General features: G+C 71.6%; 22 protein-coding genes. 9 read left to right on the top strand and 13 right to left on the bottom strand.

Going from position 1 to position 25432, the window contains the following annotated elements; translation table 11 throughout:
- Positions 1–345: 345 nt before the first annotated feature.
- Positions 346–759, bottom strand: coding sequence for a MarR family transcriptional regulator (locus QK288_RS04320; RefSeq protein WP_281266578.1), 414 nt, complete (start codon positions 757–759; stop codon positions 346–348).
- 73 nt (positions 760–832) lie between these two features.
- Here QK288_RS04320 and QK288_RS04315 point away from each other — a divergent pair, with 73 nt between their 5' ends.
- The 7 genes from QK288_RS04315 to QK288_RS04285 all read left to right on the top strand — a co-directional run bounded on the left by QK288_RS04315 (position 833) and on the right by QK288_RS04285 (position 8158).
- Positions 833–1777, top strand: a complete 945-nt coding sequence (locus QK288_RS04315) for a zinc-binding alcohol dehydrogenase family protein (RefSeq protein ID WP_281266577.1) — start codon at positions 833–835, stop codon at positions 1775–1777.
- 110 nt (positions 1778–1887) lie between these two features.
- Positions 1888–4788 (top strand): Na+/H+ antiporter subunit A, encoded by a 2901-nt coding sequence (locus QK288_RS04310; RefSeq protein ID WP_281266576.1) that lies wholly within the window; start codon positions 1888–1890, stop codon positions 4786–4788.
- A complete protein-coding gene (locus tag QK288_RS04305) occupies positions 4785–5237 on the top strand; it encodes a Na(+)/H(+) antiporter subunit C (RefSeq protein WP_348639037.1) in 453 nt (150 codons plus the stop codon). The genes QK288_RS04310 and QK288_RS04305 overlap by 4 nt, the downstream gene beginning before the upstream one ends.
- Positions 5234–6886 carry a Na+/H+ antiporter subunit D gene (locus QK288_RS04300; protein ID WP_281266575.1) on the top strand — a complete coding sequence of 551 codons (1653 nt, stop codon included), beginning with the start codon at positions 5234–5236 and terminating at the stop codon, positions 6884–6886. Before QK288_RS04305 ends, QK288_RS04300 begins: the two co-directional genes overlap by 4 nt.
- Positions 6883–7470, top strand: coding sequence for a Na+/H+ antiporter subunit E (locus tag QK288_RS04295; protein ID WP_281266574.1), 588 nt, complete (start codon positions 6883–6885; stop codon positions 7468–7470). The genes QK288_RS04300 and QK288_RS04295 overlap by 4 nt, the downstream gene beginning before the upstream one ends.
- Positions 7467–7805 (top strand): sodium:proton antiporter, encoded by a 339-nt coding sequence (locus tag QK288_RS04290; protein ID WP_281266573.1) that lies wholly within the window; start codon positions 7467–7469, stop codon positions 7803–7805. The genes QK288_RS04295 and QK288_RS04290 overlap by 4 nt, the downstream gene beginning before the upstream one ends.
- Positions 7802–8158, top strand: coding sequence for a monovalent cation/H(+) antiporter subunit G (locus tag QK288_RS04285; RefSeq protein WP_281266572.1), 357 nt, complete (start codon positions 7802–7804; stop codon positions 8156–8158). Before QK288_RS04290 ends, QK288_RS04285 begins: the two co-directional genes overlap by 4 nt.
- Here the strand turns inward: QK288_RS04285 and QK288_RS04280 are convergent.
- The 4 genes from QK288_RS04280 to QK288_RS04265 are packed head-to-tail and all read right to left on the bottom strand — an operon-like array spanning position 8155 to position 12413.
- A complete protein-coding gene (locus QK288_RS04280; protein WP_281266571.1) occupies positions 8155–9141 on the bottom strand; it encodes an SDR family NAD(P)-dependent oxidoreductase in 987 nt (328 codons plus the stop codon). The two genes, QK288_RS04285 and QK288_RS04280, sit on opposite strands and share 4 nt — an antisense overlap.
- Positions 9138–10346, bottom strand: a complete 1209-nt coding sequence (locus QK288_RS04275) for a glycosyltransferase (RefSeq protein WP_281266570.1) — start codon at positions 10344–10346, stop codon at positions 9138–9140. Before QK288_RS04275 ends, QK288_RS04280 begins: the two co-directional genes overlap by 4 nt.
- A gap of 49 nt (positions 10347–10395) precedes the next feature.
- Positions 10396–11733, bottom strand: coding sequence for a HAMP domain-containing sensor histidine kinase (locus tag QK288_RS04270; protein ID WP_281266569.1), 1338 nt, complete (start codon positions 11731–11733; stop codon positions 10396–10398).
- Entirely contained in the window at positions 11730–12413 is a 684-nt protein-coding gene (locus QK288_RS04265) for a response regulator transcription factor (protein ID WP_281266568.1), read from the bottom strand. The genes QK288_RS04270 and QK288_RS04265 overlap by 4 nt, the downstream gene beginning before the upstream one ends.
- Positions 12414–12543: 130 nt before the next feature.
- On the opposite strand from QK288_RS04265, the gene QK288_RS04260 reads away from it, so the two are divergent.
- Positions 12544–13887, top strand: coding sequence for an anaerobic C4-dicarboxylate transporter family protein (locus tag QK288_RS04260; RefSeq protein WP_281266567.1), 1344 nt, complete (start codon positions 12544–12546; stop codon positions 13885–13887).
- 21 nt (positions 13888–13908) lie between these two features.
- Here the strand turns inward: QK288_RS04260 and QK288_RS04255 are convergent, their stop codons facing one another.
- The 3 genes from QK288_RS04255 to QK288_RS04245 all read right to left on the bottom strand — a co-directional run bounded on the left by QK288_RS04255 (position 13909) and on the right by QK288_RS04245 (position 17602).
- Positions 13909–15057 (bottom strand): AAA family ATPase, encoded by a 1149-nt coding sequence (locus QK288_RS04255; RefSeq protein WP_281266566.1) that lies wholly within the window; start codon positions 15055–15057, stop codon positions 13909–13911.
- A gap of 67 nt (positions 15058–15124) precedes the next feature.
- Positions 15125–16213 carry an N-formylglutamate amidohydrolase gene (locus QK288_RS04250; RefSeq protein ID WP_281266565.1) on the bottom strand — a complete coding sequence of 363 codons (1089 nt, stop codon included), beginning with the start codon at positions 16211–16213 and terminating at the stop codon, positions 15125–15127.
- A gap of 165 nt (positions 16214–16378) precedes the next feature.
- Positions 16379–17602 (bottom strand): MFS transporter, encoded by a 1224-nt coding sequence (locus QK288_RS04245; protein ID WP_281266564.1) that lies wholly within the window; start codon positions 17600–17602, stop codon positions 16379–16381.
- A gap of 156 nt (positions 17603–17758) precedes the next feature.
- Between QK288_RS04245 and QK288_RS04240 the strand changes: the two genes are divergently transcribed.
- Positions 17759–18574 carry a hydrolase gene (locus QK288_RS04240; protein WP_281266563.1) on the top strand — a complete coding sequence of 272 codons (816 nt, stop codon included), beginning with the start codon at positions 17759–17761 and terminating at the stop codon, positions 18572–18574.
- A 327-nt stretch (positions 18575–18901) separates the two neighbouring features.
- On the opposite strand, the gene QK288_RS04235 is transcribed toward QK288_RS04240, so the two are convergent.
- From QK288_RS04235 to QK288_RS04215, 5 genes are read right to left on the bottom strand one after another with little or no spacing between them, the layout of a single operon-like run.
- Positions 18902–20113 carry an acyl-CoA dehydrogenase family protein gene (locus QK288_RS04235; RefSeq protein WP_281266562.1) on the bottom strand — a complete coding sequence of 404 codons (1212 nt, stop codon included), beginning with the start codon at positions 20111–20113 and terminating at the stop codon, positions 18902–18904.
- Positions 20110–21819 (bottom strand): ABC transporter ATP-binding protein, encoded by a 1710-nt coding sequence (locus tag QK288_RS04230; protein ID WP_281266561.1) that lies wholly within the window; start codon positions 21817–21819, stop codon positions 20110–20112. Before QK288_RS04230 ends, QK288_RS04235 begins: the two co-directional genes overlap by 4 nt.
- Complete coding sequence (locus tag QK288_RS04225) at positions 21816–22724, bottom strand: ABC transporter permease (RefSeq protein ID WP_281266560.1); 909 nt, start codon at positions 22722–22724, stop codon at positions 21816–21818. The genes QK288_RS04230 and QK288_RS04225 overlap by 4 nt, the downstream gene beginning before the upstream one ends.
- On the bottom strand, positions 22721–23659 hold the full coding sequence (locus QK288_RS04220) for an ABC transporter permease (protein ID WP_281266559.1): 939 nt from the start codon (positions 23657–23659) through the stop codon (positions 22721–22723). The genes QK288_RS04225 and QK288_RS04220 overlap by 4 nt, the downstream gene beginning before the upstream one ends.
- Positions 23659–25341, bottom strand: coding sequence for an ABC transporter substrate-binding protein (locus QK288_RS04215; protein WP_281266558.1), 1683 nt, complete (start codon positions 25339–25341; stop codon positions 23659–23661). The genes QK288_RS04220 and QK288_RS04215 overlap by 1 nt, the downstream gene beginning before the upstream one ends.
- Positions 25342–25432: the final 91 nt, after the last annotated feature.

Raw genomic sequence — 25432 nt, 5'->3', positions numbered from 1 at the left:
CGCGGTTGCGAGCCCGCGTGCTCGCGTCCCCCCTCCCGCACCCCCGCACCCGTCCCCGCCCCCGCACCCGCGTTCCCTCGACCCGACTCGGAACGACAGCGTCGGTGTCGTACGACATCGGTCTTGTCGTCCCCACGCGTCCGCAACAGTTGCAGGCGCGTGGGAGCGACAGGGTCGCTGTCGTACGACAGCGACCCTGTCGCTCCTTGCAGACGCAACGACACGTGCGCGCGTCCCACGGCGATCGACGCGGCCGGCCACCGGACGGGAGGCTCGTGGCGGCCCCGGCACGAGCCTCCCGTCCGGCGGTGGGCGCGACCAGAGCACCTGCCGGACCCGCGCACGTCAGCGCAGCATGCGCTCCAGCAGCTCGCGGAGCCGACGGCGGTCCGCCGACGGCAGCCGCTCGGTGAGCGGCAGGAGCGCGTCACGCATGGCTGCCTCGAGCGCGGCGGCCACCTCGTGCCCGCGGTCGGTGAGCACCACGTCGACCGCGCGCGCGTCGTCCGCGTTCGGGACGCGCGCGAGCAGTTCCTTCTTCTCGGCACGGGCGACGAGCCCGGTCATCGTCGACTTCTCGAGCCCGAGGTACTCGGCCAGGTCGCCGATCCGCAGGCGGCGGTCACGCAGGATCGCGAGCACCCGGAGCTGCGTCAGGGACAACCCGGCGTCGGCCGCCAGCCCGGTCAGCGAGCCCATGGTCGTGAACGCAGCGTGGCCGAGGGCGTCGACGAGGCGGTCCTGCTCGATGGTGTCCATGGTCCGAGCCTACTTGACGAACTTCGTGGTGCGAACTACTTTGATTCGTAACACGAACCAATTGGAGGCAGTCATGCACGCATCGGTCGTCACACACTTCGACTCGGCACCCACGTGGACCGAGTTCCCGGAGCCCGAACCCCGCGGCGAGGAGGTCGTGGTCGACGTCGTCGCCGCCGGCCTGCACCCCCGCGTCCGGTCACAGGCGGACGGGTCGCACTACACGAGCGACGGCGCGCTCCCCCTGGTCCCGGGCGTCGACGGCGTCGGACGGTTCCCGGACGGCACGCTCCGCTACTTCGCCGTGCAGTCGGACACCCGGGGATCGATGGCCGAACGCACCGCGGTGGACCCCCGCGCGAGCGTCGTGCTGCCGGACGGCGCCGACCCCGCCCGGATCGCGGCCGGCGTCAACCCGGTGATGTCGTCGTGGGTGGCGCTCCGTCGGCGCATCGCGTTCCCGGACGGCGCGCGGGTGCTCGTGCTCGGCGCCACCGGGGCATCCGGCCGTGCCGCCGTGCAGGTCGCGAAGCACCTCGGGGCGTCCCACGTCGTCGCGAGCGGGCGCAACCCGGAGCGACTCGCCGAACTCCCGGCGCTCGGCGCGGACGTCGTCGTCCCGCTCGACGACGTCGAGGCGATCGGCCGCGCGGCATCCGACGTGGACGTCGTCATCGACTACGTCTGGGGTGCGCCCGCCGCCGCGGTCATGCGGACGCTCGTCACCGCCCGCGAGGCCCGCGGCGCGCGCCTCGACTGGATCGCGATCGGGTCGACGGCCGGCCAGGAGGCTCCGATCCCGTCCGCAGCGCTCCGCGCGTCCGGCCTCACCATCGTCGGCAGCGGGCAGGGATCGGTGGGGACGTCCGGGTTCGTCGCCGAGCTCCCGGGCATCGTCGGCGCCATCGCGGACGGCACCATCGCGGTCGACGCGACCGCGCTGCCGATGCACGCCGTCGCGGACGCATGGGCCGGACAGGTCGACGCCGGGACGAGCAGAGTGGTGCTCGTAGTCTGATCCTCGGCGGGTCATCCTGTCCGGTCGTTCAGGTTCTCCCCATCCGGCTCTCGGTAGCCTGAGAGCCACCCAGAGCCGGACTTGCACGCCCGACCCCGAGGAGGCGCCCCATGGTCACCGTCCTCGTCGCGTTCGGAGTCGTCGCACTCCTCGTCCCCGCGCTGACACCCCTGCTCGGGCGCCGTGTCTTCTACGTCGCCGCACTCGCGCCGGCGGCCGCAGCGGTCCTGACGATCGCGCAGACCGACCGGGCACTGCACGGGGGCATCAGTTCGACGGTGCCGTGGATCCCGCAGCTCGACCTGTCGATCGCGCTCCGGGTCGACGCACTGTCGTGGGTCCTCGCGCTCGTGGTGTCCGTCGTCGGCGCGCTCGTGCTCGTGTACTGCGCGTCGTACTTCGGCCCGAAGGAGCCGGGGCTCGGGCGCTTCGCCGGCGTCCTCACCGCGTTCGCCGGGTCGATGTACGGCCTGGTGATCGCCGACGACGTCATCGTGCTGTTCGTCCTGTGGGAAGCGACCACCGTCTTCTCCTACCTGCTCATCGGCCACGACGCCGTCAAGCGGGCGAGCCGCGCCGCTGCGATGCAGGCGCTCGTCGTCACCACGGCCGGCGGCCTGGCGATGCTCGCCGGCCTCGTCATCCTGTCCGTCACGGCCGGCACGACGCAGCTGTCCGCCATCGTCGCGCAGGCCCCGACCGGCACGATCGTCACGGTGTCGGTCGTGCTGATCCTCGCCGGTGCCCTGACGAAGTCCGCGATCGTCCCCTTCCACTTCTGGCTCCCGGCCGCGATGGCCGCGCCGACCCCGGTGAGCGCGTACCTACACGCCGCGGCGATGGTCAAGGCCGGCATCTACCTCGTCGCCCGGCTCGCCCCGGCGTTCGCGCTGCTCGAAGGCTGGCGCGAGACGATCACCCTGCTCGGCGTGCTCGGCATGGTGATCGGCGGGTACCGGGCCCTCCGCCAGACCGACCTCAAGCTGCTGCTCGCGTACGGCACGGTCGCCCAGCTCGGGTTCCTCGTGCTCGCCGCCGGCTGGGGCACGCCCGCGATCGCCCTCGGCGGGGTCGCGCTGCTCGTCGCCCACGCCGCGTTCAAGTCGACGCTGTTCCTGGTCGTCGGGACGATCGACCACGTCACCGGCACCCGGGACCTCGGCAATCTGTCCGGGCTCGGCCGGAAGCTCCCGTGGCTCGCGACCGTCGCCGTCCTGGCACTCCTGTCGATGGCCGGCATCCCGCCGATGATCGGGTTCGTGGCGAAGGAAGCCGTCCTCACCGGACTCGTCGAAGCGCTGCACGGCCCGGGGTCCGGGTGGGCGTGGTTCGCACTCGTCGGTGTCACCGTCGGGTCCGTCCTCACCGTCGCCTACTCGCTGCGCTTCCTCTGGGGCGCCTTCGCCCGCAAGCCCGGCGTGGAGCAGACCGAGCCGCACGCACTGCACGGTCTCGGGGTGGTCCCGTCGATCCTCGGGCTCACGGGCCTCGCGCTCGGACTCCTCACGCCGGTCGTGGCGCACGGGCTCGAACCGGCCGCTGCCGCCGCGTCGATGTCCGGGGAAGCCGTGCCGCACCTGGCGCTCTGGCACGGGCTCGAGCCGGCGCTCGGCATCTCCGCGATCACGCTCCTCGGCGGCCTGGCGCTCTTCGCCGCGCGCACGAGGGTCGAGTCGCTGCAGCACCGCCTCGCCGGGTTCCCGAGCGCGGCGAACACCTACCGACACCTCATGCGCGGGCTCGACCGGGCCGCCACCGGTGTCACCGCCGCCCTCCAGCGGGGCTCGCTCCCCTACTACCTGACGGTCATCCTGTCGGTGTTCGTCGCCGGTGCCCTCGTCAACCTGGCGCTCGGCGGGCCGTGGGAGTTCCACGTGCGCTTCGCCGACTCGTGGGGCCAGATCCCGGTCGTGATCGTGATGTCGATCGCCGCGATCGCCGTCCTCACCGCGAAGACCCGGTTCGCCGCGGCCGTGCTCGTCGGCGTCACGGGCTACGGCATGTCGGTGCTGTTCGTCCTGCACGGCGCCGTGGACCTCGCCCTCACGCAGCTCGTCGTCGAGACGGTGACGCTCATCGCCTTCGTCCTGGTGCTCCGCCGCCTCCCCCCGCGGATCGCGACGGCGAACCCCTCGCGCTTCCGGGTGCTCCGCGCCCTGTTCGCAGCACTCGCGGGCGCCACCCTGGCGGTCGTCGTCATCGTCGCCGCCTCTGCTCGGTCGGCCAGGCCGATCTGGCCGGACCTCCCCGCGCTGACGAGCTCGTTCGGACACGGACTGAACGTGGTGAACGTCGCGCTCGTCGACCTCCGTGGCTGGGACACGCTCGGTGAGCTCACCGTGGTCGTCGCCGCGGCCACCGGTGTCGCGAGCCTGATCTTCGTGAACTCGCGCGAGGACACGCTCCCCCGACTCCGCGACCTGCCGAGTGTCATCGCGAGCGACAAGCACCGCCCGGACGGCGAGCCCCGCGCTTGGCTGCCGACGAGCGCCGCGCTCCCGACCGGTCGCTCCGCGCTGCTGGACGTCGTCGTCCGACTGCTGTTCCACGGGCTCATCGTCCTGTCCGTGTACCTGCTGTTCGCCGGGCACAACGCCGCCGGTGGCGGGTTCGCCGGCGGCCTCGTCGCGGGCATCGCGCTCGCGGCCCGCTACCTGGCCGGTGGCCCCGCCGAGCTCGGCGCCGCCGCTCCGATCCGTGCCGGCCGGCTGCTCGGCCTGGGGGTCGCGACGGCCGCGATCACCGCGATCGTGCCGCTGTTCTTCGGCCGGGAAGCCCTGTACTCGGAGTTCTTCGAGGCCACGGTCCCGATCCTCGGGCACATCGAGTTCGTCACGGCGACGTTCTTCGACATCGGTGTGTACCTCGTCGTCGTCGGCCTGGTGCTCGACGTCCTGCGGAGCCTCGGCGCAGAGGTCGACCGGCAGCGGCTCGAGGACACGAACACCCCGACGTCCGACTCGATCGAGGGCAACCCAGGCGACCACGAACAGCAAGAGGTGACCGCATGACCATCACCCTCGTCCTCGTCATCGCGATGGCCGTGCTCTTCGCCTGCGGGGTCTACCTGCTGCTCGAACGCTCGCTCACGCGGATGCTGCTCGGGTTCCTGCTCGTCGGCAACGCCCTCAACCTGCTGCTGCTCGTGATGTCCGGAGCCGCCGGGAACCCGCCGATCGGCAAGTCGTCGGACGGCATCACCGACCCGCTGCCCCAGGCGTTCGCCCTGACCGCCATCGTGATCACCTTCGCCGTCAGCGCGTTCCTGCTCGCCCTCATCCACCGCTCCTGGACGCTGTCCCGCGCGGACGAGGTCGAGGTGGACGAGGCCGACGTCGCGATCCGGCACGAACGGGACGCCCCGGCCGAGGACGACCCGGAGACCGACACGGACCCGGAAGCCGACACCGACCACGAACGCCACCACGAAGACCAGACCCAGGACGAGGCCCACCGATGACCTTCCTCGTCCCGCTCCTCGTCCTCGTCCCGCTCCTCGGCGCGGCCGTCGCCCTCGGGCTGCTCCGGCACCAGCGCATCCAGCGCGCGATCACCGTGGCCGTGCTCGTCATCGCGCTGGCCGTCGCCGCGACGCTGATGGTGCTGGTCGACCACCACGGCACCATCGTCGTGCAGGTCGGTGGCTGGGACGCCCCCTACGGCATCTCGCTCGTCGTCGACCGGTTGAGCGCGTTGCTCCTCACGGTGTCCGCGAGCGTGCTGCTCATCGTCCTGCTGTTCTCGATCGGGCAGGGTCTGGCCGCGGACGACGGCGAGGCCCCGGTCACGATCTTCTACCCGACGTACCTCGTCCTCGCGGCGGGCGTCCTCGACTCCTTCATCGCCGGCGACCTCTTCAACCTCTACGTGGCGTTCGAGATGCTCCTCGTCGCGAGCTACGTGCTGATCACCCTCGGCGGCAGCGAGCAGCGCGTGCGGGCCGGCACGACGTACATCGTGACGAGCCTCATCGCGTCGGCGATCTTCCTCTCCGCGATCGGGCTGGTCTACGGCGCGACGGGCACGGTCAACATCGCCCAGATCAGCGAGCGGATGGCCGCGCTGCCTGATCACGTGCAGCTGCTCATCCACACGATGCTGCTCATCGGCTTCGGCATCAAGGCGGCGGTGTTCCCGCTGGCGTTCTGGCTCCCTGATTCGTACCCGACCGCACCGGCACCGGTCACGGCGGTGTTCGCCGGCCTGCTGACCAAGGTGGGCATCTACGCGATCATCCGCCTCGAGACGATCATGTTCCCGCGCCCGCAGCTCAACACCGTCCTGCTCGTGGTCGCCGCACTGACGATGATCGTCGGCGTGCTCGGCGCCGTGTCGCAGACCGACGTGAAGCGACTGCTGTCGTTCACGCTGATCAGCCACATCGGGTTCATGGTGATGGGCGTCGGGCTCGGATCGGTCGTCGGCACGGCAGCTGCGGTGTTCTACACGGTGCACCACATCGTCGTGCAGACGACCCTGTTCCTGGTGTCTGGCCTGATGGAACGCGTCGGCGGGACCACGTCGACCAGGTCGCTCGGCGGTCTGCTCAAGGCCGCACCGTTCCTGGCCGCCCTGTACTTGATCCCGGCGTTCAACCTCGGCGGGATCCCACCCTTCTCCGGGTTCATCGGCAAGCTCGGACTCTTCCGCGCCGCGGCGATCGACGGCAGTCCGCTGGCGTACATGACCATCGCCGCCGGGATCGTGACCTCGCTCCTCACCCTCTACGCGCTGATGCGCGTGTGGGATGCCGCCTTCTGGCGGCCGAAGCCCGCCGCCGAGGCAGCGGCCCCGCACGTCGCGGTGGCGGAGCCGCACGAGTCGCTGCGCGCTCCGGAGCCGGCACCCGTCACCCGGTCCGAAGCGGACGGCTCGGTCCTGTCGGGAGGCTCGGTGACGGTCACGGACCCGGTCACCGGGAGCATGCACCACGTCTCCGGCCGCACCCGCCTGCCGCGCATGCTGGTCGGCGTCACCACGGTCGCCGTGCTCGGCTCCGTCGCGCTGACCGTCGTCGCCGGCCCACTGTACGGGTACGCCACCAGGGCGGCCGAGTCGCTCGAGTCCCCCCAGCAGTACGTCGAGGCAGTCCTGGGGGCACGACCGTGACCGACGCCAGGACCCGACGCATCGCGAACGCCCGACGGATCGCCGTCGCGTGGCGCTACGACGTGCCGCTCGTGCTCGGACTCACGGTGCTGTGGGCGCTGCTGTGGGGGTCGTGGACGCCGCTGACCCTGCTGTGCGGGATCGTCGTCGCGCTCCTCGTGACGCAGGCCCTCCCCCTGCCGGCCGTCCCGCTGTCCTCCCGGTTCTCCCCGCTGCACTTCGTCTGGTTCCTCGTCGTCTGGTCCGGCCTCGTCGTCGCCGCGTCGTTCCGGGTCGCGTGGGTGGCGTTCCGGCCGCGGGGTGTCCGACGCAGCTCGATCGTGCTCGTGCAGATGCACACGACGTCCGAGATGACGTTCACCCTCGCGACCCTCGCGGTGTCGCTCGTGCCGGGCTCGTACGTCGCGGACGTCGACCTCCGCCGCCGTCGGCTCCTGCTCCACGTGCTCGACACCGAACGGGGTGAACAGGTCGAGCACGCCAAGCGCGAGGCACTCGGCATCGAGACGATGGTGATCCGGGCGCTCGGGTCGAAGCAGGACCTCTCCGAACTGTCCGAACCCCTGCCGGAGGTGACCCGATGAGTGCCGGAGTCGTCGTGATGGGGATCCTCATCGCCGTGGTCCTCGCCCTGCTCGGGGCCACCCTGCTCCTCGCCGTGTTCCGCATCGTCCGCGGCCCGACCATCCTCGATCGGATGATCGGCTCCGACATGGTGCTCACCACCGTCCTCGTGGTGATCGCCGCGGCCATGGTGATCCGGCAGGACCTCGCAGGGATCCCGGTGCTGGTGGTGATCGCCGCGACGAGCGTCTTCGCGACCATCGCCGTGGCCCGTGCCGTGACGCCGTCCTCGGACCCCTCCGACGACGGGGCGGACGTCACCACACCGGAGCGACGACAAGGAGGCGAGTCGTGATCGAGATCATCGAGTCCTTCATCGACGGCGCCGGCATCCGAGCCTGGATCGCCGTCGGGCTGCTGCTCGTCGGGTCGCTGCTCTCGCTCGGCGCCGGCGTCGGGATCGTGCGCTTCCCCGACCCGCTCGTCCGGCTGCACGCGATGGCGAAGCCGCAGGTCCTCGGGCTGGCGTTCGGGCTCGCGGCGATCGTCGTCGCGGTGTGGACGTGGACCGCGCTCTGGGTCGTCCTGCCGATCATGGTGTTCCAGCTCTTCCTGGTGCCGGTGTCGACGCACATGATCGCCCGGGCCGGGGTCCGTTCCGGCGACTACGACCACCAGGCGCTCCTCGTCGACGACACCGAGTCCTAGACGACGTAGGCGGTGCCCAGGCCGGACGCCGCACGCACCGACTCCCACGTGCGGGCGAGACCGTCCTCGAGCGACACCTGCGGTGCCCACCCGGTGAGCGACCGGACGAGCGTGTTGTCCGACAGCAGTCGATCGACCTCGCTGGCCTCCGGGCGCAGGCGCGACTCGTCCACCACGATCCGCGCCCGACGGCCGCTCACCCGCACGAGCATCGCCGCGAGGTCCCCGATGGACACCTCGCTCCCGGTCCCGAGGTTGCACGTGCGTCCGACCGCCGCGTCCGAGGCCCCGATCGCCAGGAACCCCGCGACCGTGTCGGTCACGTACGTGAAGTCCCGCGTGGGTGTCGTCGAGCCGAGCCGGATGACGTCAGACCCCGCGGCGAGCTGCCCGAGGACCGCCGGGATCACCGCGCGGGCACTCTGCCGGGGTCCGTACGTGTTGAACGGGCGGCAGACCGCGACCGGCGTGCCGAAGGCCGCGTGGTACGACAGCACCATCGCGTCCGCGGCGATCTTCGACGCGGAGTACGGCGACTGCGGCTGCGCCGGGTGCGTCTCGTCCATCGGCACCCGCAACGCGCTGCCGTAGGTCTCCGACGTCGAGGTGTGCACCATCCGGGAACCGTGGCGTCGGCACGCGGCGACGACGTTGTGCGAGCCGACGACGTTCGTCTGCACGTACGACTCCGGCGCGACGTAGGAGTACGGGATCCCGATGAGGGCCGCCAGGTGGAACACGGTGTCCGTGCCCGCGACCGCGGAGTCGACGAGGAACGGGTCGCGCACGTCGCCCGCGAGGACCTCGACGCGGTCGTCCTCGGCGTACCGGGCGAGCCACCCAGCAGATCCGTACGGCTTGTAGTGGCAGAGCGCGCGGACACGGGCGCCCCGTTCGACGAGGGCGTCGACGAGCGTCGAGCCGATGAAGCCCTCGGCGCCGGTCACGAGGACGCTGCGGCCCTCCCAGTACGTGTCGTTCATCGTGCGGTCCTTTCCGTGGAGGTACGGGCGAGTTCGATCGCCCAGTCGGCGACGGCGTCGGCCGCCGCCGCATGGGGTGAGGTCGCGTGGTGCGCGTGGCTGATCGGTGCGACCGGGAGGCCCGGTCCGGCTCCGACGGGTCCGGCGAGTTCCGAGACGGCCCGGTCCAGGGCACGGGCGTCCAGTTCCGAGTCGGCCAGCACCACGACACGGGCGCCGGACGCCGCGAGGGCTCGGGCGTTCGCGGTCTGGTGGTCGGCGGTGGCACCGGGCAGCGGCACGAGGACGGCGGGGACACCGAGGTGCTCGACCTCGGCGACGGTCGAGGCTCCGGCCCGGACGACCACGACGTCGGCCGCGGCGTACGCGGCGGCCATGTCGTCGATGTGCGGCACGATCGTGGCGACCGCGTCTCCTCCGCCGTCGCGGAGTCGCTGTCCGAGCTCCGCGGCGTGCGAGCCGCTCGCCTTGACCAGCATGCGGAGCCGACCGTCCCACGACCGGGCACACGCCAGGTCGACGGCGGCCCGGTCGAGCGACACCGCGCCGAGGCTCCCGCCGGACACGACCACGAAGCGCTCCTCGGCGGCGATGCCGAACACCGCCCTGGCACGTTCCCGCATCACCGAGCGGTCGCAGGACGCCAGCCCCGGGAGGATCGGGATGCCGACCCGCCGGACCTCGGCGCTCGACGCGAACCCGGCACGGTCGGGGTCGAACGCGCACGCGACCTTCCCGGCCAGCCGCGCGGCGAGGACGTTGGCGAGCCCCGGCGTCGCGTTCGACTCGTGCACGAGCACCGGGATGCGGAGCGTCCACGCGGCGACGATCGCCGGCACGCTCGGGTACCCGCCGACGCCGACGACGACGTCCGCCCGTCGGTCGCGGAGTTGCCGGCGGGCGCGCAGGACGCACCGGATGAACCGTGCGGGGAAGCCGAACGCGCGCCGGTCCACGCGACGCGGGAACGGCACCATCCGTGTGGTGTCGAGACGGTACCCGGCGGCGGGGACGAGCCGGGCCTCCAGGCGGTCCGGCGTTCCCGAGAACGTGACGGACGCGCCGGGCACGAGTCGTTCGATCGCGGCGGCGACCGCGAGGCCGGGGAAGACGTGTCCGCCGGTGCCGCCGGCGGCGATGACGACGCGGAGCGGCGCACCGTCGGCGATGGAGCGCGACGTGCGGTTCGAGTGCAGCATGACCATGCCGCAAGGGTGCGACGCGGTCGTGAGCCGAACGTGAGGTCGAGGGGCCTCAGCCAGCCGGCAGGGTGATGACGATCTCGGTGCCGGGGCCGTCGCCGCGAGCGGCAGCCGTGATCGTCCCGCCGGACGCGGCGACGATCTGCGCCGCGATCGCCAGCCCGAGCCCGGACCCGGGGAGCCCGCGCGCGGACGCGGCCCGGTGGAAGCGGTCGAAGACGTGTGCGCGGTCCTCCGGCGGGATGCCGATCCCTCGGTCCCGGATCGACACGAGGACCGGCCGCCCGTCGAGGACCTCGATGTCGACCGCTTCGCCTGCGCCGTACTTGCCGGCGTTGTCGAGCACGACGTCCAGCAGGCGCGGGAGCCGTCCGTCGGCGACGCGGACCGGGACGTCCGACGACGGGAACTGCACCCGGAACGACACGCCCCAACGACGGGCCGCCGTGGCCGCCGACGACCGGACGACACTGACCAGGTTCACCGTCGTCAGGGTGTCGGCGCCGGGACGGTCCCCGCGCGCGAGTTCTGCGAGGTCGTCGATCGTCGCCTGCATCGCGGTGATCTCCTCGGTGACCGCTGCGCGCAGGGCGGCGCGGGTGGCCTCGTCGAGCGGCCGGTCGTCGGTGAGGAGCTGGAGGTTCGTGCGCAGGGTCGTCAGCGGGGTCCGGAGTTCGTGCGACGCGTCGGCGACGAAGTCCCGCTGCGCGTCGCTGGCGGCCGCGAGCTCGGCGAGCATCTCGTCGAAGGCGCCGGCGAGCCGCCCGAGTTCGTCGTTGCGGTGCACGTCGACGCGCTCGTGCGGATCGGCGGTGTCCCGGACCCGTCGCACCGCGGTGTCGAGCGCGCGCACGGGCCGGAGCCCCACGGTGGCGACGACGTACCCGAGGGCCGCGGCGAGCACGATCCCGATCGCACCGGCGACGGCGAGCGCGATGGCCGTGCGCGTGAGCGCCGTCTCGGTCTGGCGGGTGGGGACGCCGACCATCACGGCCTCGCCCGTACGGGTCGGGACCACGGCGACCCGGACCCCGTCGGCCGTGTACCGCGCGCGTGCCGATTCCCGGGTGGCGACCGCGTGCGCCTGCTCGGTGACGGTGAGCGGCCCGCTCCCAGCCCCCACCGGCTCGCTCGTGTCGATGCGCCGGACGCACGCGGGCTCCACGGCGTACGCGCACCCGCCACTCCCCTCGCCGGTCCAGTCGGCGTTCGCCTGGATCAGACGTTGGACGCGGGTGGCCTCGCGGTCGAGGGAGGTGTCGAGCGCGCTGTGCAGCTGCGAGGCGACGACGAACCACGTCAGGACGGCCACCAGGACGACGGCGACCGCGACGGCTCCGGCCACGACGGCGGCCAGGCGACGGCGGAGGGATCCGGTCCGCGTCCTCATGACTCGAGCCGGTAGCCGAGACCGCGGACGGCCGTGATCGCGGGGCCGTCGGTCGCGGCGACGAGCTTCCGTCGCAGGGAGCTCACCGCGACGTCGAGGGCGTTCGACGTGGGCACGGATCCGTCGGGCCACACCGCCTCGCCGAGCTCGTCGCGGGTGCGCACGCGGGCAGGGTCCCGGAAGAGCAGCTCGGCGACGACGGTCTCGGTGCGCGTGAGGTCGACGGGGCCGGCTGCCGTCAGGAGGCGCTGCTGCTCGGCGTCGAGACCGTTCCCGCGCCAGGTGGGCTGGTCCGTCCCCGTGGTCTGGCCACCTCGTCGGACGAGCGCACGCACCCGTGCCCGGAGCTCGTCGACGTCGAACGGCTTGCCGAGGTAGTCGTCCGCACCGGCGTCGAGTCCGTCCACGCGTTCGCGGGGTCGGTCGTGCGCGGTGAGCATCATCACCGGGACGGCGTCGCCGGCGGCACGCAGGGCCCGGCACACGCCGAGGCCGTCGAGGAAGGGCATCGCCAGGTCGAGCACGACGGCGTCGGGGTCGTCCGACACGACCGCGGCGAGTGCCTGCCGACCGTCGGGAGCGGTCACGACCGCGTGGCCGTCGGTCTCGAGGGCGACACGGATGCCGAGCAGCACGTTCGGGTCGTCGTCCACCACGAGGACCGTCGTCTGCCGTGCCATGCCCGTCATGCTGGCACGGAACCGCTTCACCTTCGCCTCATGCAGCACCGAACCGGCTCTGCGCTTCCTGGATAGGCTCGCGCTCGACGCGCCGGACAGGGGCCGGGGCGCTGACACGGAGGGGTCCGGCATGGACGTCGTGCTGTTCATCGTGGAACTGCTGGTCGTGCTCGGGTGCATCGTCATGGGCACCCGGTCGAGCGGCGTCGGGCTGGGGCTCTGGGGCGGCTTCGGTGTCGCGATCCTGGTGTTCGTCTTCCGGTTGCCGCCGGGGTCGCCGCCGATCGACGCGCTGCTCATCGTGATCTCGGTCGTCGTCGCCTCGTCGATCATGCAGGTCGCCGGCGGCATCGACTGGATGGTGTCGGTCGCGGCGAAGATCATCTCGCGCTTCCCGAAGCAGATCACCCTGATCGCCCCGCTCGTCGCGTTCCTGTTCTCCGTCGGCGCGGGGACCTCGAACATCCTCTACCCGCTGCTGCCCGTCATCCAGGACCTGTCCTACCGGAACGGCATCCGACCCTCGCGGCCCCTGTCACTCTCGGTGGTGGCCACCGGCGTCGCCCTCGCCTGCAGCCCGGTCTCGGCAGCCATGGCGGCGATGGTGACACTGACCGAGGTGCCGCCGTACGGGTACGAGCTCGTCGACATCCTCAAGGTGACGATCCCGGCGGCGATCGCGGGCATCGTCGTGTCGTCGTTCGTGGTCGGACGGCTCGGCAATGACATCGCGCACGACCCCGACATCCAGGCGCGCATCGCCGCCGGGACCATCCCTGCGCCGGGGTCCGCGGCGGCCGACGCGGCGAAGGCCGAGGTCACCGTGACCTCCGGCGGACGCAACGCGGCGATCGTGTTCCTGCTCGGCGTCGTCGCGATCGTGGTGTTCGGGCTCTTCCGGGGCCTCCGCCCGCTCGACGCCGAGGGGGTGCCGGTGAGCATGACGCCGATCATCGAGATCGTGATGTTCGTCGTCGGCACGCTCATCATCCTGATCAGCCGGCCGAAGGCGTCCGAGGTCCCGACGGCGACGGTGTTCCGCGCCGGCATGGTCTCCGCCGTGGCGCTCTTCGGGCTCGCCTGGCTGACCGACACCTTCCTGTCGCACTACACCGAGGAGATCTCGACGTCGATCGGCGGCCTCGTGACCGCTGCGCCGTGGATCTTCGCCCTCGGTGTCTTCCTGGTCTGTGTGCTCACCACGAGCCAGTCGACGGCGACCAGGACGATCGTGCCGATCGGGCTCGCTGCGGGCATCCCGCTCGGGCTGCTCAGCGGCATGTGGGCGGGCGCGTTCGCGGGCATCTACCTGTTGCCGACGAACGGGTCGCAGATCGCGGCGGCGAACTTCGACCCGACGGGCAGCACGAAGCTCGGCACGAAGCTCGTCGACCACTCGTTCTTCATCCCGACGCTCGTGCTCGCGGCGACGACGATCGTGTTCGGCGCGGTGTTCGGCCTGCTCTGGGGCTGACCCCGCGGCCAGGCGGCCTCCTCACTCCCCTTCGAGTGAGCGGACGAACTCCGCGAATCCGGGGATCGTGAACTGGAGCATCCCGCGGTCGGCTGGCTGAACGAGACCCTTGTCGATCAGCCGCGCACGGGGTGTCGACAGTTGGTTCGTCGAGGTACCCAGGTCCGATGCGATCGTCGCTCGAGCGACCGGGCCGTCACCGTTCTCGGCCATCGCCACGACCATCCGGCGTTCGAGCGGTGAGCAGCTCGCCCACCGTGCGCGGAACAGCGCGTCGAGGTCTGCTCGCATCGCGATGCGCCCTCGCTCCACTCCGCCCAGGTCGATCACACCACCGGGATCAGGCCTGCCCGTGGCCGCCCATGCAGCATCCGCGATGAGCTGCACGGCGTACGGGTAGCCCTGCGCGATGGCCAACGCCAAGTCGACGGCCCGTGGCGTCCAAGAGACTCCAAGTGCTCGTGCGGGCCCGACGAGCGCGACTTCCTCGGCCTCACGCTCGAGAGGGCCAAGGGGGCGATACGCGATGCGTTCGCTGAAGGTCACGATCGACGCGATCACCTCTGGCGCGTTCGGGAGGCCCGCTGCGAAGAGTGCCACCGGCAGGTCCTGCGCCTCGGCTTGCAGGTGCTGCCAGGCGTAGACCAGGGTCCGGAGACCAGCGGGGTCGGCGGCCTGGATCTCGTCGACGAGGATCACGATGCCCACGGTGTCCTCAGCAGCGGCACGGATCACTCGTTCGAACGCACGAGAACCGTTCGGCTCTGCTGAACGCTCCGGCGCTCGCACCGTGCCGGAGACCTGCGCGAGTCCGGGAGCACCGACGGTCATCCGTACCGAGTCGACTCGATCTCGGATCTTCCGCCGAGTGACGGCACCGAACTCCTCGGTGGCCTTGTCGACCGCATTGCAGATCTGCTCGATGAGGCCTTGCTCCTCGCCGGCCGTGACCCACACAGTCACCACCCCTCGCGCGCGAGCCCGTCGCTCGTACTCTCGGAGCAGCGAGGTCTTCCCGAAGCCGCGGGGCGCGTGGTCGACACGGATCCGGCCGACCAGTCGGCGGAGATCGACCAGTACGGACAATCGCTCGTCCACGTCGGCGACCTGCGCGGCGCGCCCGGGGACCGCGCGCGCGACCTCACCAGGCGTGTAGGGACTCGGTTGCACGGCGTTCCTCCGACGAAGTGTTATGAAAGGTCGACTTCATAACAAATCATCGCAGGGACGGCTGACATCAGGCAGCTCGGTACGCGTCCCAGGCGTCTCGGCACGCGTGCGCGATGCGGTCCACGTGCGCGGCATCCGGCGTGACCCACCCGGTCCCCGGCGCACGGAGCACCGCCGTGTTCGCGTCGCCGAGCAGGAACTCCCGCAGGAACTCGGCCTGCACCGCGTCGAACGTCGCCCCGTGCACGGCGGCGTCGTTCGCCAGCTGCGCGAACCGGGCTCCGGCGCGGATGATCTCCTGGCTGCCGAGGTACGGCTGGTTGCACTGCACGGCGCCGTCCGGCACCCCGAACGCCATCCGGTGCGCCGCCGCCAGAGACCGCAGTCGCGCCGGGTCCATCGTCACGGCGTCGTCCCCACGCCGGTCACCGTTCGCGTCGCCGCGGTTCGAGAGCGCCACCATCCCCGGGAGCCGGTCCGCCGGCTCCCGGGGAACGTCGACCGCGCCGTCGATCCTCGTGGTGGTGTTCATCGTGTCGTGGAAGGAGAGCGTGGTGAACGTGCCGCCGCCGGCCATGGTGCGCGTCACGAAACGCTCGATGAGTTCGTCGCGGGTCCGTTCGTACACGCCGAGCCCGCGGTCGGCGACGTCTTCGAACGCCGCGGCCAGGTCCACGAGCGCCGCGTCCGAGGTCGGCGGCTCGATGAGCGGGAAGAACGAGAACGTCACCGGGCGGATCGCGTCGACACCGCCGAGGTCCACGCGGTTCCCGCGGCCGGCCGTGCGGACGCGGTCGAACGCCTCGCGCAGGTCGTCGACGAGGCTCGCCGGACGTGCACGGTTCGGGTCGCGCACCATGCGGGGGTGCGGGTTCTCGACGACGACGACGCGGGGATCGATCTCGGCCCAGCGACGCACGACGGCGCTCGTCGACACGTCGGTGTAGTCGTACTGCAGCCGCCGCGTGAACTCCGGCGCGAGGAACCGGTCGAGCTCCTCCGGGATCGCTGCTCCGGCATGCGGAGCACTGACGAGGACGTCGGCCTCGGCGATCGCCTGGTCGAGGGACCGCTCGCCCTTCCCGGCCCACCAGGTGACGTCGTCGGCCGTGAACGTGGTGCCGGCGGGGATGAGGTCGCGACTCGCTTCGTCCATGGACCGAACGTATCCGCAGGACGCGACCGGTGGACGGACGGGGGGACGGACGGGAGGCTCGGTGCGGGCTGGCACCTGGGCCCACACCGGCCGGTTCCGGACCGACGCGCCAGCGGCGGGTCGGCCGTGACCGGTGGGGAGCCTCCCGTCCGTCCCGTGGTCGCGTCAGCCCCGCTGGTCGCGACGCGACAGGACCAGGTTGACGACGGCCGCGAGCACCACGAGGGCGGCGGACAGGGCCGGGAAGAGCATCGCGGCTTCGGTGCCGGATCGTTCCGCGACCTCGCCGACGACCGCCGAGGTGAGCGACTGGCCGACGATCACGGCGGAGCCGAGGATCGTCATGGTCGTCGCCGAGCGCCCGACGGGCGACCGGTCCGAGCCGAGGCTGTACTGCGCGACCAGCGTCGGGCCGATGCCGACCCCCATGATCGCGAGGACGATCCCGACCGCGAGCACCGAGTCCGCGGAGGCGAACGCGACGGCCCCGCCGAGGAGCACGAGACCGAAGACGAGCCACCGCCACCCGATGCCGAACGTCTTCGGGAACGCCGCCGAACCGAGCGCGAGTCCCGCGGAGCCGATCCCCATCAGGCCGTAGAGGAGCCCGGCCTGCGAGGACTCGCCGTGGATCTCCATGAACGCGGTCAGCGAGGTCAGGGTCGAACCGAAGAAGAAGCCGATGCCGAGGATCCCGGCGACCACGACGACGAGCCGCGGGCGCAGGAGCTCCCGAGCCGGCGCCTGGGCGACCACGGCGTGCTGCCCGGCGGACAGCTTGCCGGTCGGGTGCAGCGCGAACGCCGTCACGAACACGAATGTCAGCACGGACGCGCCCGCGACGGCCACCCACGGGGCGATCGCGCTCGCGAGCAGCCCGACCAGGAACGGGCCGATGATGAACACCGTCTCGTCGGCGGCGGACTCGTACGCCATCGTGCCGCTGAGCACCCGCTCGCGACGGTCCCCCGACATGCGCTGCCGGATGATCGCGACGAGCCGCGTGCGGGACATCGGCGCGACCTGGGGTGCCGTCGCGCCGATGAGGAACGACATCGCCAGCACGGCGAGGTCCGGAGCGGCGCTCTGCACGACGAACGGCAGGACGCCCAGCAGCCCACCGTTCGCCAGGCCGACGGGGACCAGCACCTTCCGCTGGCCGAGCCGGTCGGCCGCTGCGCCCACCATCGGGCCGAAGACCGCCGAGCCGATGCCGACGAAGGCGGAGTTGATGCCACCGAGGGCGACGGAGTCACGGGATGCGACGACGAGGGTCAGGACGCCGACGACCATCATCGCGAAGGGGAGCCGGGCGATGAACGCGATCGGGAAGTAGGACCGTCCGGCGTGGGCGATCAGCGATGCGTCGGAAGAACGCGGTTGGAGCATGTCGAGGTGTGCCTTCTCGGCCCGCGTCTGTCCGGCGGACCCATCGGGTGCCGCCGTTGTCCGTCGAGGTGCGACGGCCGGTAGATACACACTGCGTTCCCTGATGGTACCAAAGGGCTTGATCTCCACCTTGGTTGAGGTCGTTCACTGGATGCCATGACCGTCTGGACCTGCGCCACGTGCGCCATCGAGCACGCCGACACCGACGAACCACCCGTCCGCTGCGAGATCTGCTCGGACGAACGGCAGTTCGTCCCGGTGGGCGGACAGCGATGGACGACCCGGGACACCCTCGCCGACGAGGGCCTCCGGATCGTCGTCACCGAGATCGAACCGGGCCTGCACGCGATCACGACCGAGCCCGCGCTCGGCATCAACCAGCGTGGACTCCTCGTGCAGACCGAGGGCGGGAACCTGCTGTTCGAGCCGCCGGGGTTCATCGACGCGGCCGGGGTCGCAGCCGTGCGTGCCCTCGGTGGCGTCGCGGTGATCGCCTCGAGCCACCCGCACCTGACCGGGTCGTCGATCCAGTGGAGCCACGCCTTCGACCGGGTCCCCGTCCTGGTCAACGAGAAGGACGGGCACTGGATCCGCCGGCCGGACCCGGTGATCGCGCTGTGGCGGGACCGGGTCGAGCTGCTGCCCGGGCTCGTCATGGTCGAGGCAGGCGGGCACTTCGCGGGGAGCAGCGTCGTGCACTGGGCAGCCGGTTCCGACGGACGCGGCGTGCTGCTCACGGGCGACACGATCGCGGTCGGCGGCGACCGGCGGTCGGCGAACGTGATGCGGAGCTTCGTGAACAACATCCCGCTGCCCGAGCGCGCGGTTCGTCGGGTGCAGGGCGTGGCGCGGGGGTTCGCGTTCGATCGGCTCTACAGCGCCTTCGGCGAGCTCTCCGCCGACGCATCGGGGATCGTCGAGTCGTCGCTCGAGCGGTACGTCGGCTGGCTGCGGGGCGACTTCCCCGAGTGACGTCCTGGTCAGCAGTGAGGGGCGTCACGCGCCGGAGTCGCGCCCCTTACTGATAGTCCCGTTGAGCCTGACTGATCTCGTCTTCGGTGTACCCCTCGGCTCGGAGAACATCATGCACGTGGCGATCCGCGCGGCTTCGGCGCTGACCGCGCGCTAGCCGACCCAGCTGGACGACAGCGACGACGACGACGACCGCGAACAGGGCTGCGAGCACTACGAGGCCGCCTTGTAGTGCCGTCCCGATGAAGTCCACGACCCCACGATATCTGCTTCCATGCCAGATTTCACCCCACTCAGAGCCCGTGCCGGATGCGAGTCGACAGGCGCTCAGCGGGTCTCGCCCGTGGCCCAGAAGTAGGTCAGGGGAGCGCCGTTCACCAGGTGGTCGCCGATCACCCGCTGCTGGAACACGACGGGGTTGTGCGACGACAGCGTCCGGGCGTTCCGCCAGTGCCGGTCGAGTGCACGGTCGCGGTCGGTCGCACTCGCACCGCCGACCTCGAACAGGGTCGTCGTCGCACGCAGGACGACCTCGACGACGGTCCCCTGCACGGCGATCGTCCGGAGCTCGGCGGCGTCGATGACCGCGTCGAGCTCGGGGCCGTCCTCGCCGTCCACGATCGCGTCGTGTGCGGTGTCGATGGCGGCGGCGGCGTTCAGCACGAGGGCCTCTGCGGCGACGGCGTCCGATGCGATCCGGCCGACGACGGACTGCACGAGCGGGTCGGACGCCGCGGTCCGGCCGACCCCGTGCTGGTAGTGCCGGGTCCGGGACCGCACGAACGCGGCGGCGTCGCGGGCTGCGGCCGCGCCGACCCCCGCGAGCGAGGCGAGCAGCACGGTCTGCAGGAACGCCGGCAGCACCGTGCGTCGCTCGGCACGCTCGGGTCGGAGCTGCCAGAGCTCGACGCGGACCCCGTCGAACGTCGTGGTGCCGCTGCCGGTCAGGCGCTGTCCGAAGCCGTTCCAGTCGTCGTGGACCTCGACGTCCGGGTCGTCCACCCGCACGGTGACCCCGACGGTGTGGCCGTCCGGCGTCTGCGCGGTGACGGTGGTCCAGTCCGCGAAGATCGTGCCGGTGCTGTAGTGCTTCTGGCCGTGCAGACGCCAGCCGTCGCCGTCTGGGACGATGTGCGTCGACAGGGAGCCGACGGCCGCGGTGGAGCGCTCGTGACTGGCGTTCCCGAACACCTCGCCCGCGGCGATCCGCGTGAACCACTCGTCGCGGCGGACGACGTCCGGGTCGAGCAGCAGTTCCTCGACGAAGGCGAAGTGCGCGCGGAGCAGTTGTGGGATGTTCGAGTCGGCCTCGGCGAGCCGGATGAGCAGGGTGAACAGGTCCGATGCCGAAGCGCCGGCACCGCCCGCGGCGACCGGGACGGTGACGGCCGTGAACCCCGCGTCCGCGAGCCACCTGACCTGCTCGTGCGGCAGCGTGCGGTGCTGCTCGCGGTCCACGGCGCCGTCCGCGATCCGGGCGAACACCGGGGCGAAGCGCTCCAGCAGCGAGTCCCGGGTGGGGAGTGTGGTGACGGTCATGGTTCCTCCTGCGGGTTCCGGTGGATGCTGACGCCGGGGACCGCGTCGAGCAGCCCCTGCGTGTACGGGTCGCGCGGGGAGCGGAAGACCTGGTCGGCCGGCCCCTCCTCGACGACACGACCGTCGCGCAGCACGAGCACGCGGTCGCTGACGTGGTGGATCACCCCGAGGTCGTGCGAGATGAAGAGCGCGGCGGTGCCGTACTCCTGGCGGATGTCCGCGAGGAGGTCGAGCACCTGCGCCTGGACGGAGACGTCGAGCGCGCTGACGGCCTCGTCGAGGACGAGCACGTCGGGGTCGGTGGCGAGCGCTCGGGCGATGGCCACGCGCTGGCGCTGCCCGCCGGACAGCGTCGAGGGGTGCCGGCGGGCGATCCCCACGTCGAGCCCGACGCCCGTGAGGAGTTCCTCCACGCGAGCGGAGTCGGAACGACCGTCGTCGGATGACCTTCGCGCGGCGCGCGCACCCGTCAGGGCGGAGCGGATGAGGTCGCCGACCGTCCGACGGGGGTCGAACGAGGACAGCGGGTCCTGCGACACCGTGGCGATGCGCGGACGATCGCCGCGACGAGCCCGCTCGGACAGGTCCGACCACGGGCGGCCCTCGAACGTGACCGTCCCCGACGAGGGCGGGGTCAGTGCGAGGGCGATCGCCGCGGTCGTGGACTTCCCGGAGCCGGACTCCCCCACGATGCCGAGCGTCTCGCCCGCGCGGAGCTCGAACGACACGTCGTCGACCACGGTCCGCGTGACCCGGTCGGGCCCCCGGTACCGCTTGGTCACGTGCGACACCGACAGCACGACGGAGCCGGCGACGGGCACCGGACGTGATGCCGGCCGCGGGGCGAGGGTCGCACGGGGAGCGTCCGACAGCCGGGCTCCCGGTGCGTGTGCGGACGGGATCGCCGCGAGCAGACGCTTCGTGTACGGGTGCTGCGGGTCGCCGAGCACGGCGCCGACGGGCCCCTGCTCGACGACGACCCCGTGCTGCATCACGACGACGTCGTCCGCGAGCTGCTCGACGACGCCGAGGTCGTGACTGATGAGCACGAGCCCGGTCCCGCCCGCACGGAGCTCGTCGAGGAGCGCCAGGATCTGCGCCTGCACGGTGGTGTCGAGCGCGGTCGTCGGCTCGTCGGCGATGAGCACGGCCGGGTCGAGGGCGATCGCGGCGGCGATGAGCGCACGCTGCCGGAGCCCGCCGGACAGCTCCGACGGCAGCTGACGAGCACGGAGCGCGGGTGACGGCACACCGACGCGCGAGAGCAGCGAGAGCACCTGCTGCTCCCGGACGGAGCGGGGCCCGACGCCGTGCTCACGCAGGGCATCGGCGACGGACGCCCCGACCTTCCGGAGCGGGTCGAGCGAGACCAGTGCGTCCTGCAGCACGTAGCCGACCTGCTTGCCGCGGACCTTCCGCCATGCGCCGTCGGACAGGTCGCGGAGGTCCTGGCCGCCGAGCGACAGGGCCGAGGCCGTGGTCGTCGCAGTGGTCCCGTTCAGCCCGAGAAACGACCGGGCGGTGACGCTCTTGCCGGAGCCGGACTCGCCGACGATCGCCACGCAGCGGCCGGCGTCGAGCGTGAAGGAGACGTCCTGCACGACGGTGCGGTCGCCGAAGGCGACGGACAGGTTCCGGACGTCGACGACCGGGGCTGGGCCCTGGACGACTGACGTGGCGGACGTGAGCGAGTCTGCGGTGGTCACCGGGGGCCTCCAGGCTGGGTCAGGGTCTGCACGGCGCGACCGACGGCGGTCAGCGACAGGGCGAGCAGCACGATCACGACACCGGGCCAGAAGTCGAGCCACCAGGCCTGTTGCAGGTAGTTGCGGCCGGCGTTGAGCATCGCGCCCCACTCCGGTGCGGGCGGTTGCACGCCCATGCCGAGGAACCCGAGCGCCGACGCCCAGACGATCGCCTGCCCGATGCCGAGCGTGACCAGGACGGTGAGCGGCCGGAACGCGTTCGGCAGCAGCGTCCGGAACAGCACGTGCGCCGACGAGTGCCCGAGCGCCCGCTCCGCCTGCACGTACGGTGCACCACGGACGGCGAGCACCTGGCCACGGACCATCCGTGCGTACCCGGGGATGGTCGCGATGCCGACGGCGAGGATCTGCGTCCCCGCACTCGACCCGAACACGGCGATCAGGATGAGCGCGAGCAGGATGCCCGGGAACGCGTACAGCACCTCGATCACGCGGGTCACGACGGCGTCGACGGCACGGCCGCCGAGCCCGCCGAGGACCCCGAGCAGCACGGCCCCCGCGAGCCCGAGCGCGGTCGCGCCGACCCCGATCAGGACCGACTGGCCGGCGCCGTGCACGACCCGCGAGTAGACGTCGCGCCCGGACTGGTCGGTCCCGAACACGTGCTGCGCACTGGGTGCGTCGAAGCTCTTGCCGAGGTCGATGGCGAGCGGGTCCTGCGGCGCGAGCAGGGACGGCCAGAGGGCCGCCACCGCGACGAGCGCGATGAACGCTGCGGCCACCCAGAACGAGACGCGGCGCAACGGGTGGGAGGCCCGGCGCACCTTCCGGACGCCGGCCGCGGCGGGTGCCGGGGCCGGGTCCAGGACGTCGGGTTCAATGGGTGCGATCGTTGCGGTGGTCATGCTGCGGCTCCCGTCGTGCGGCGCAGTCGTGGGTCGATGACGACGTACGCGATGTCGGTGAGGATGTTCGCCACGACGTAGACGAGTGCCACGACGAAGGTGATGCCGATCACGAGCGGCAGGTCCTGCGCGCTCACGGCCGTGACCAGGACCTGCCCGATGCCCTGGCGGGCGAAGACGACCTCGGCGATGACGGCGCCGGAGACGAGCGAGCCGAGGCCCCAGCCGGACAGCGTGACGCCGGGGAGCGCCGCGTGCCGGAGCACGTACTTCCCGCGGATGGCGCGCTCGGAGAGGCCCCGACTGCGGGCGGAGAGGACGAACGGCTGCTGCTGCTTGTCCTCGAACTCGTCGCGGGTGACCTGCCCGAGGAACCCGGCGAGCGGGATCGCCAGCGTCAGGGCGGGCAGGACGATGCCGAGCGGACCGGAGCCGATGACCGGGAACCAGTGCAGCTGCACGGCGAAGACCAGGAGCAGCACGAGGCCGAGCCAGAACTGCGGGAGCCCCGCGGCGACGGTCTCGACGACGGAGCCGAGGCGTCCGACGATGCCCGGGCGACCGGCGGTGAGGAGGGTCGACGCGATCGAGAGCAGCCATGCGATGACGAGCGCGGACACCGTCAGCGCCAGGGTCGGGCCGATCTGCCCCGCGATGACGCTCGTGACGGACTGCTTCAGCGTGTAGGACTCCCCGAAGTCGAGCCGGAACAGCCCGCCGAGGAAGTCGCCGTACTGCGCGATGAGGGGTCGGTCGAAGCCGTACTGCTCGGTGACCGCGGCGACCGCTTCCTTCGTGGGGTGTGCAGCGGCGCCGCCGAGGATCGCGACGGCGGGGTCACCAGGCACGGCGTGCTCGAGGAAGAACACGATCGTGCCGACGGCGAGGAGCAGGACCACCGCCTCGACGATGCGTCGTGTGACTCGGATGACCATCACTTGCCTCCGTCGATCAGGTAGGCGTCGGAGAGGACGGGTTCGCCCTCGCTGGGTTCGATCCACACGCCGCCGACGCGATCGGAGATGCCGAGGCGGGTCTGGATCGGGTAGAGCGGCAGCGTCCAGGCCTGCGACGACAGCAGCTCCTGGGCCTTGTCGTAGAAGACCTCCTGCTGCGCCGGGTCGGTGGTCGCCGTGCCCGCGATGAGCAGCCGGTCGAGCTCGTCGTCGTACGCGAACGCCGAGTTCTGGCCGTTGTCGACGTCGTAGGTCGCCTTCGAGTACTTGATGTACATCACGTGCGGGGTCGGGCTGTTCCAGTAGTTCCCGAGCAGGTCGTACGCCTTCGGGTTGCCCCACACCGCGTTCATCGAGGACGAGTCGAGCGCCTGCAGCACGACCTTGATCCCGACGCGCTTCTCCATCGCCTGGATGTCCTGCAGGATCGTGACGTCGGCCGGCGGGGTCTCCGCGGAGTCGGCGTTGTACGGCAGTTTCACGGTCAGCGTCTCACCGTCCTTGGTCCGGTAGCCGTCCGCGTCACGTCCGGTCCAGCCGGCCTCGTCGAGGAGCCGCTTCGCCTCGGCCGGGTCGTACGGGAAGGGCTCGTGGTACGCCGCGTCGTAGTGCGGCGTCCCCGAGGAGACGTTGTTGCCCTCGTACGGGAACACCCCGTTGTAGGCGCTCTCCACCGCTTCCTTCGCGTCCGAGGCGTGCACGAACGCCTTCCGCACCCGGATGTCGCTGAAGACCGTGCTCTTCGTGTTGATGTCGAGGCTGAACGGCGCTCCCGAGTGCACGAACGACTGCAGCTCGATCGAGGGGTCCGACTTCGCCAGGCCCTCGCTCTCCGGCGGGACGTTGAAGATGACGTCCGCTTCGCCCGAGCTGAGCGCGCCGTACCGCGTGGTGTTGTCCTTGAGGAACTTCCACGTGATGCCGTCGAGGTAGGCAGGGCCCTGGTGCTTCGCATCAGCCGGGGCGCTGTTGTACGCATCGTTCCGGACGAGCTCGACGTCCCGCTCGTGGTTCCACGCCGCGACCTTGAACGGCCCCGTCCCGACCGGCGACTCGCAGTTCGCGGCGAGCCCCCGCGCCATGGCCTTCGGCGACTCCATGCCGAAGAACGCCTGCGACAGGGCGGCGAGGAGCGGCGAGTACGGCCGCTTCAGGGTGATCCGCACGACGTGGTCGCTGACGGCGGTGGCCTTGTCGAAGTACCCGGTCAGGTAGAGCAGGTCGGTCGAGGACTGCGTCGCCGGGTCGAGGATCTGCGTGAAGTTGTCCACGACGGCCTGGGCGTCGAACGGGGTGCCGTCGGTGAACTCCACGCCCTGCTCGAGCGTGAAGTCGTACTGCGTGCCGTCGTCCGAGATCGTCCAGCTCGACGCGAGCCACGGCTTGACGGAGCCGTCCTTCTGCAGCGACACGAGCGAGTCGAGGTACTGCCGGGCGATGTACGTCTGCGGCATGTCCCCGGAGTTGTGGGGATCGAGGCACGTCGGCTCACGGTCCGTCGCGTACACGAGGTTCCCGCCGCGCACCGGTCCGGTGTCGCGGGTCGCCGAGGCAGCGCCGGCGGAGCAGCCGGCGAGGAGCACCACGGTCGCGGCGGCAGCGGCGAGCGCCGCGGTCACGCGGCGGTGGAACACGCGCCGTGCAGTGTCGGATCGGGTCATGTCGAGGACCGTAGGCAGCAGGGCGGGGTCGGGTCGAGCCTCCCGTCTTCCGTCGCAACGGACCGTCACACGGCGTCGCGGACCGCGGGAG

Origin of the sequence: Curtobacterium sp. 9128 (genome assembly GCF_900086645.1) — a bacterium.
Taxonomy (GTDB): Bacteria; Actinomycetota; Actinomycetes; order Actinomycetales; family Microbacteriaceae; genus Curtobacterium.
The sequence above is the reverse complement of the archived record's forward strand: the minus strand, read 5'-3'. Positions and strand labels throughout refer to the sequence as shown.

Bases quoted from the DNA above. Each gene is read 5' to 3' on its own strand.
- QK288_RS04290 (WP_281266573.1), top strand. From the start codon at position 7,467: ATGAGTGCCGGAGTCGTCGTGATGGGGATCCTCATCGCCGTGGTCCTC.
- QK288_RS04320 (WP_281266578.1), bottom strand. From the start codon at position 759: ATGGACACCATCGAGCAGGACCGCCTCGTCGACGCCCTCGGCCACGCT.
- QK288_RS04235 (WP_281266562.1), bottom strand. From the start codon at position 20,113: ATGACCGTCACCACACTCCCCACCCGGGACTCGCTGCTGGAGCGCTTC.
- QK288_RS04270 (WP_281266569.1), bottom strand. From the start codon at position 11,733: ATGAGGACGCGGACCGGATCCCTCCGCCGTCGCCTGGCCGCCGTCGTG.
- QK288_RS04225 (WP_281266560.1), bottom strand. From the start codon at position 22,724: ATGACCACCGCAACGATCGCACCCATTGAACCCGACGTCCTGGACCCG.
- QK288_RS04280 (WP_281266571.1), bottom strand. From the start codon at position 9,141: ATGAACGACACGTACTGGGAGGGCCGCAGCGTCCTCGTGACCGGCGCC.
- QK288_RS04310 (WP_281266576.1), top strand. From the start codon at position 1,888: ATGGTCACCGTCCTCGTCGCGTTCGGAGTCGTCGCACTCCTCGTCCCC.
- QK288_RS04240 (WP_281266563.1), top strand. From the start codon at position 17,759: ATGACCGTCTGGACCTGCGCCACGTGCGCCATCGAGCACGCCGACACC.
- QK288_RS04315 (WP_281266577.1), top strand. From the start codon at position 833: ATGCACGCATCGGTCGTCACACACTTCGACTCGGCACCCACGTGGACC.
- QK288_RS04260 (WP_281266567.1), top strand. From the start codon at position 12,544: ATGGACGTCGTGCTGTTCATCGTGGAACTGCTGGTCGTGCTCGGGTGC.
- QK288_RS04305 (WP_348639037.1), top strand. From the start codon at position 4,785: ATGACCATCACCCTCGTCCTCGTCATCGCGATGGCCGTGCTCTTCGCC.
- QK288_RS04275 (WP_281266570.1), bottom strand. From the start codon at position 10,346: ATGGTCATGCTGCACTCGAACCGCACGTCGCGCTCCATCGCCGACGGT.
- QK288_RS04215 (WP_281266558.1), bottom strand. From the start codon at position 25,341: ATGACCCGATCCGACACTGCACGGCGCGTGTTCCACCGCCGCGTGACC.
- QK288_RS04250 (WP_281266565.1), bottom strand. From the start codon at position 16,213: ATGGACGAAGCGAGTCGCGACCTCATCCCCGCCGGCACCACGTTCACG.
- QK288_RS04245 (WP_281266564.1), bottom strand. From the start codon at position 17,602: ATGCTCCAACCGCGTTCTTCCGACGCATCGCTGATCGCCCACGCCGGA.
- QK288_RS04220 (WP_281266559.1), bottom strand. From the start codon at position 23,659: ATGGTCATCCGAGTCACACGACGCATCGTCGAGGCGGTGGTCCTGCTC.
- QK288_RS04300 (WP_281266575.1), top strand. From the start codon at position 5,234: ATGACCTTCCTCGTCCCGCTCCTCGTCCTCGTCCCGCTCCTCGGCGCG.
- QK288_RS04265 (WP_281266568.1), bottom strand. From the start codon at position 12,413: ATGGCACGGCAGACGACGGTCCTCGTGGTGGACGACGACCCGAACGTG.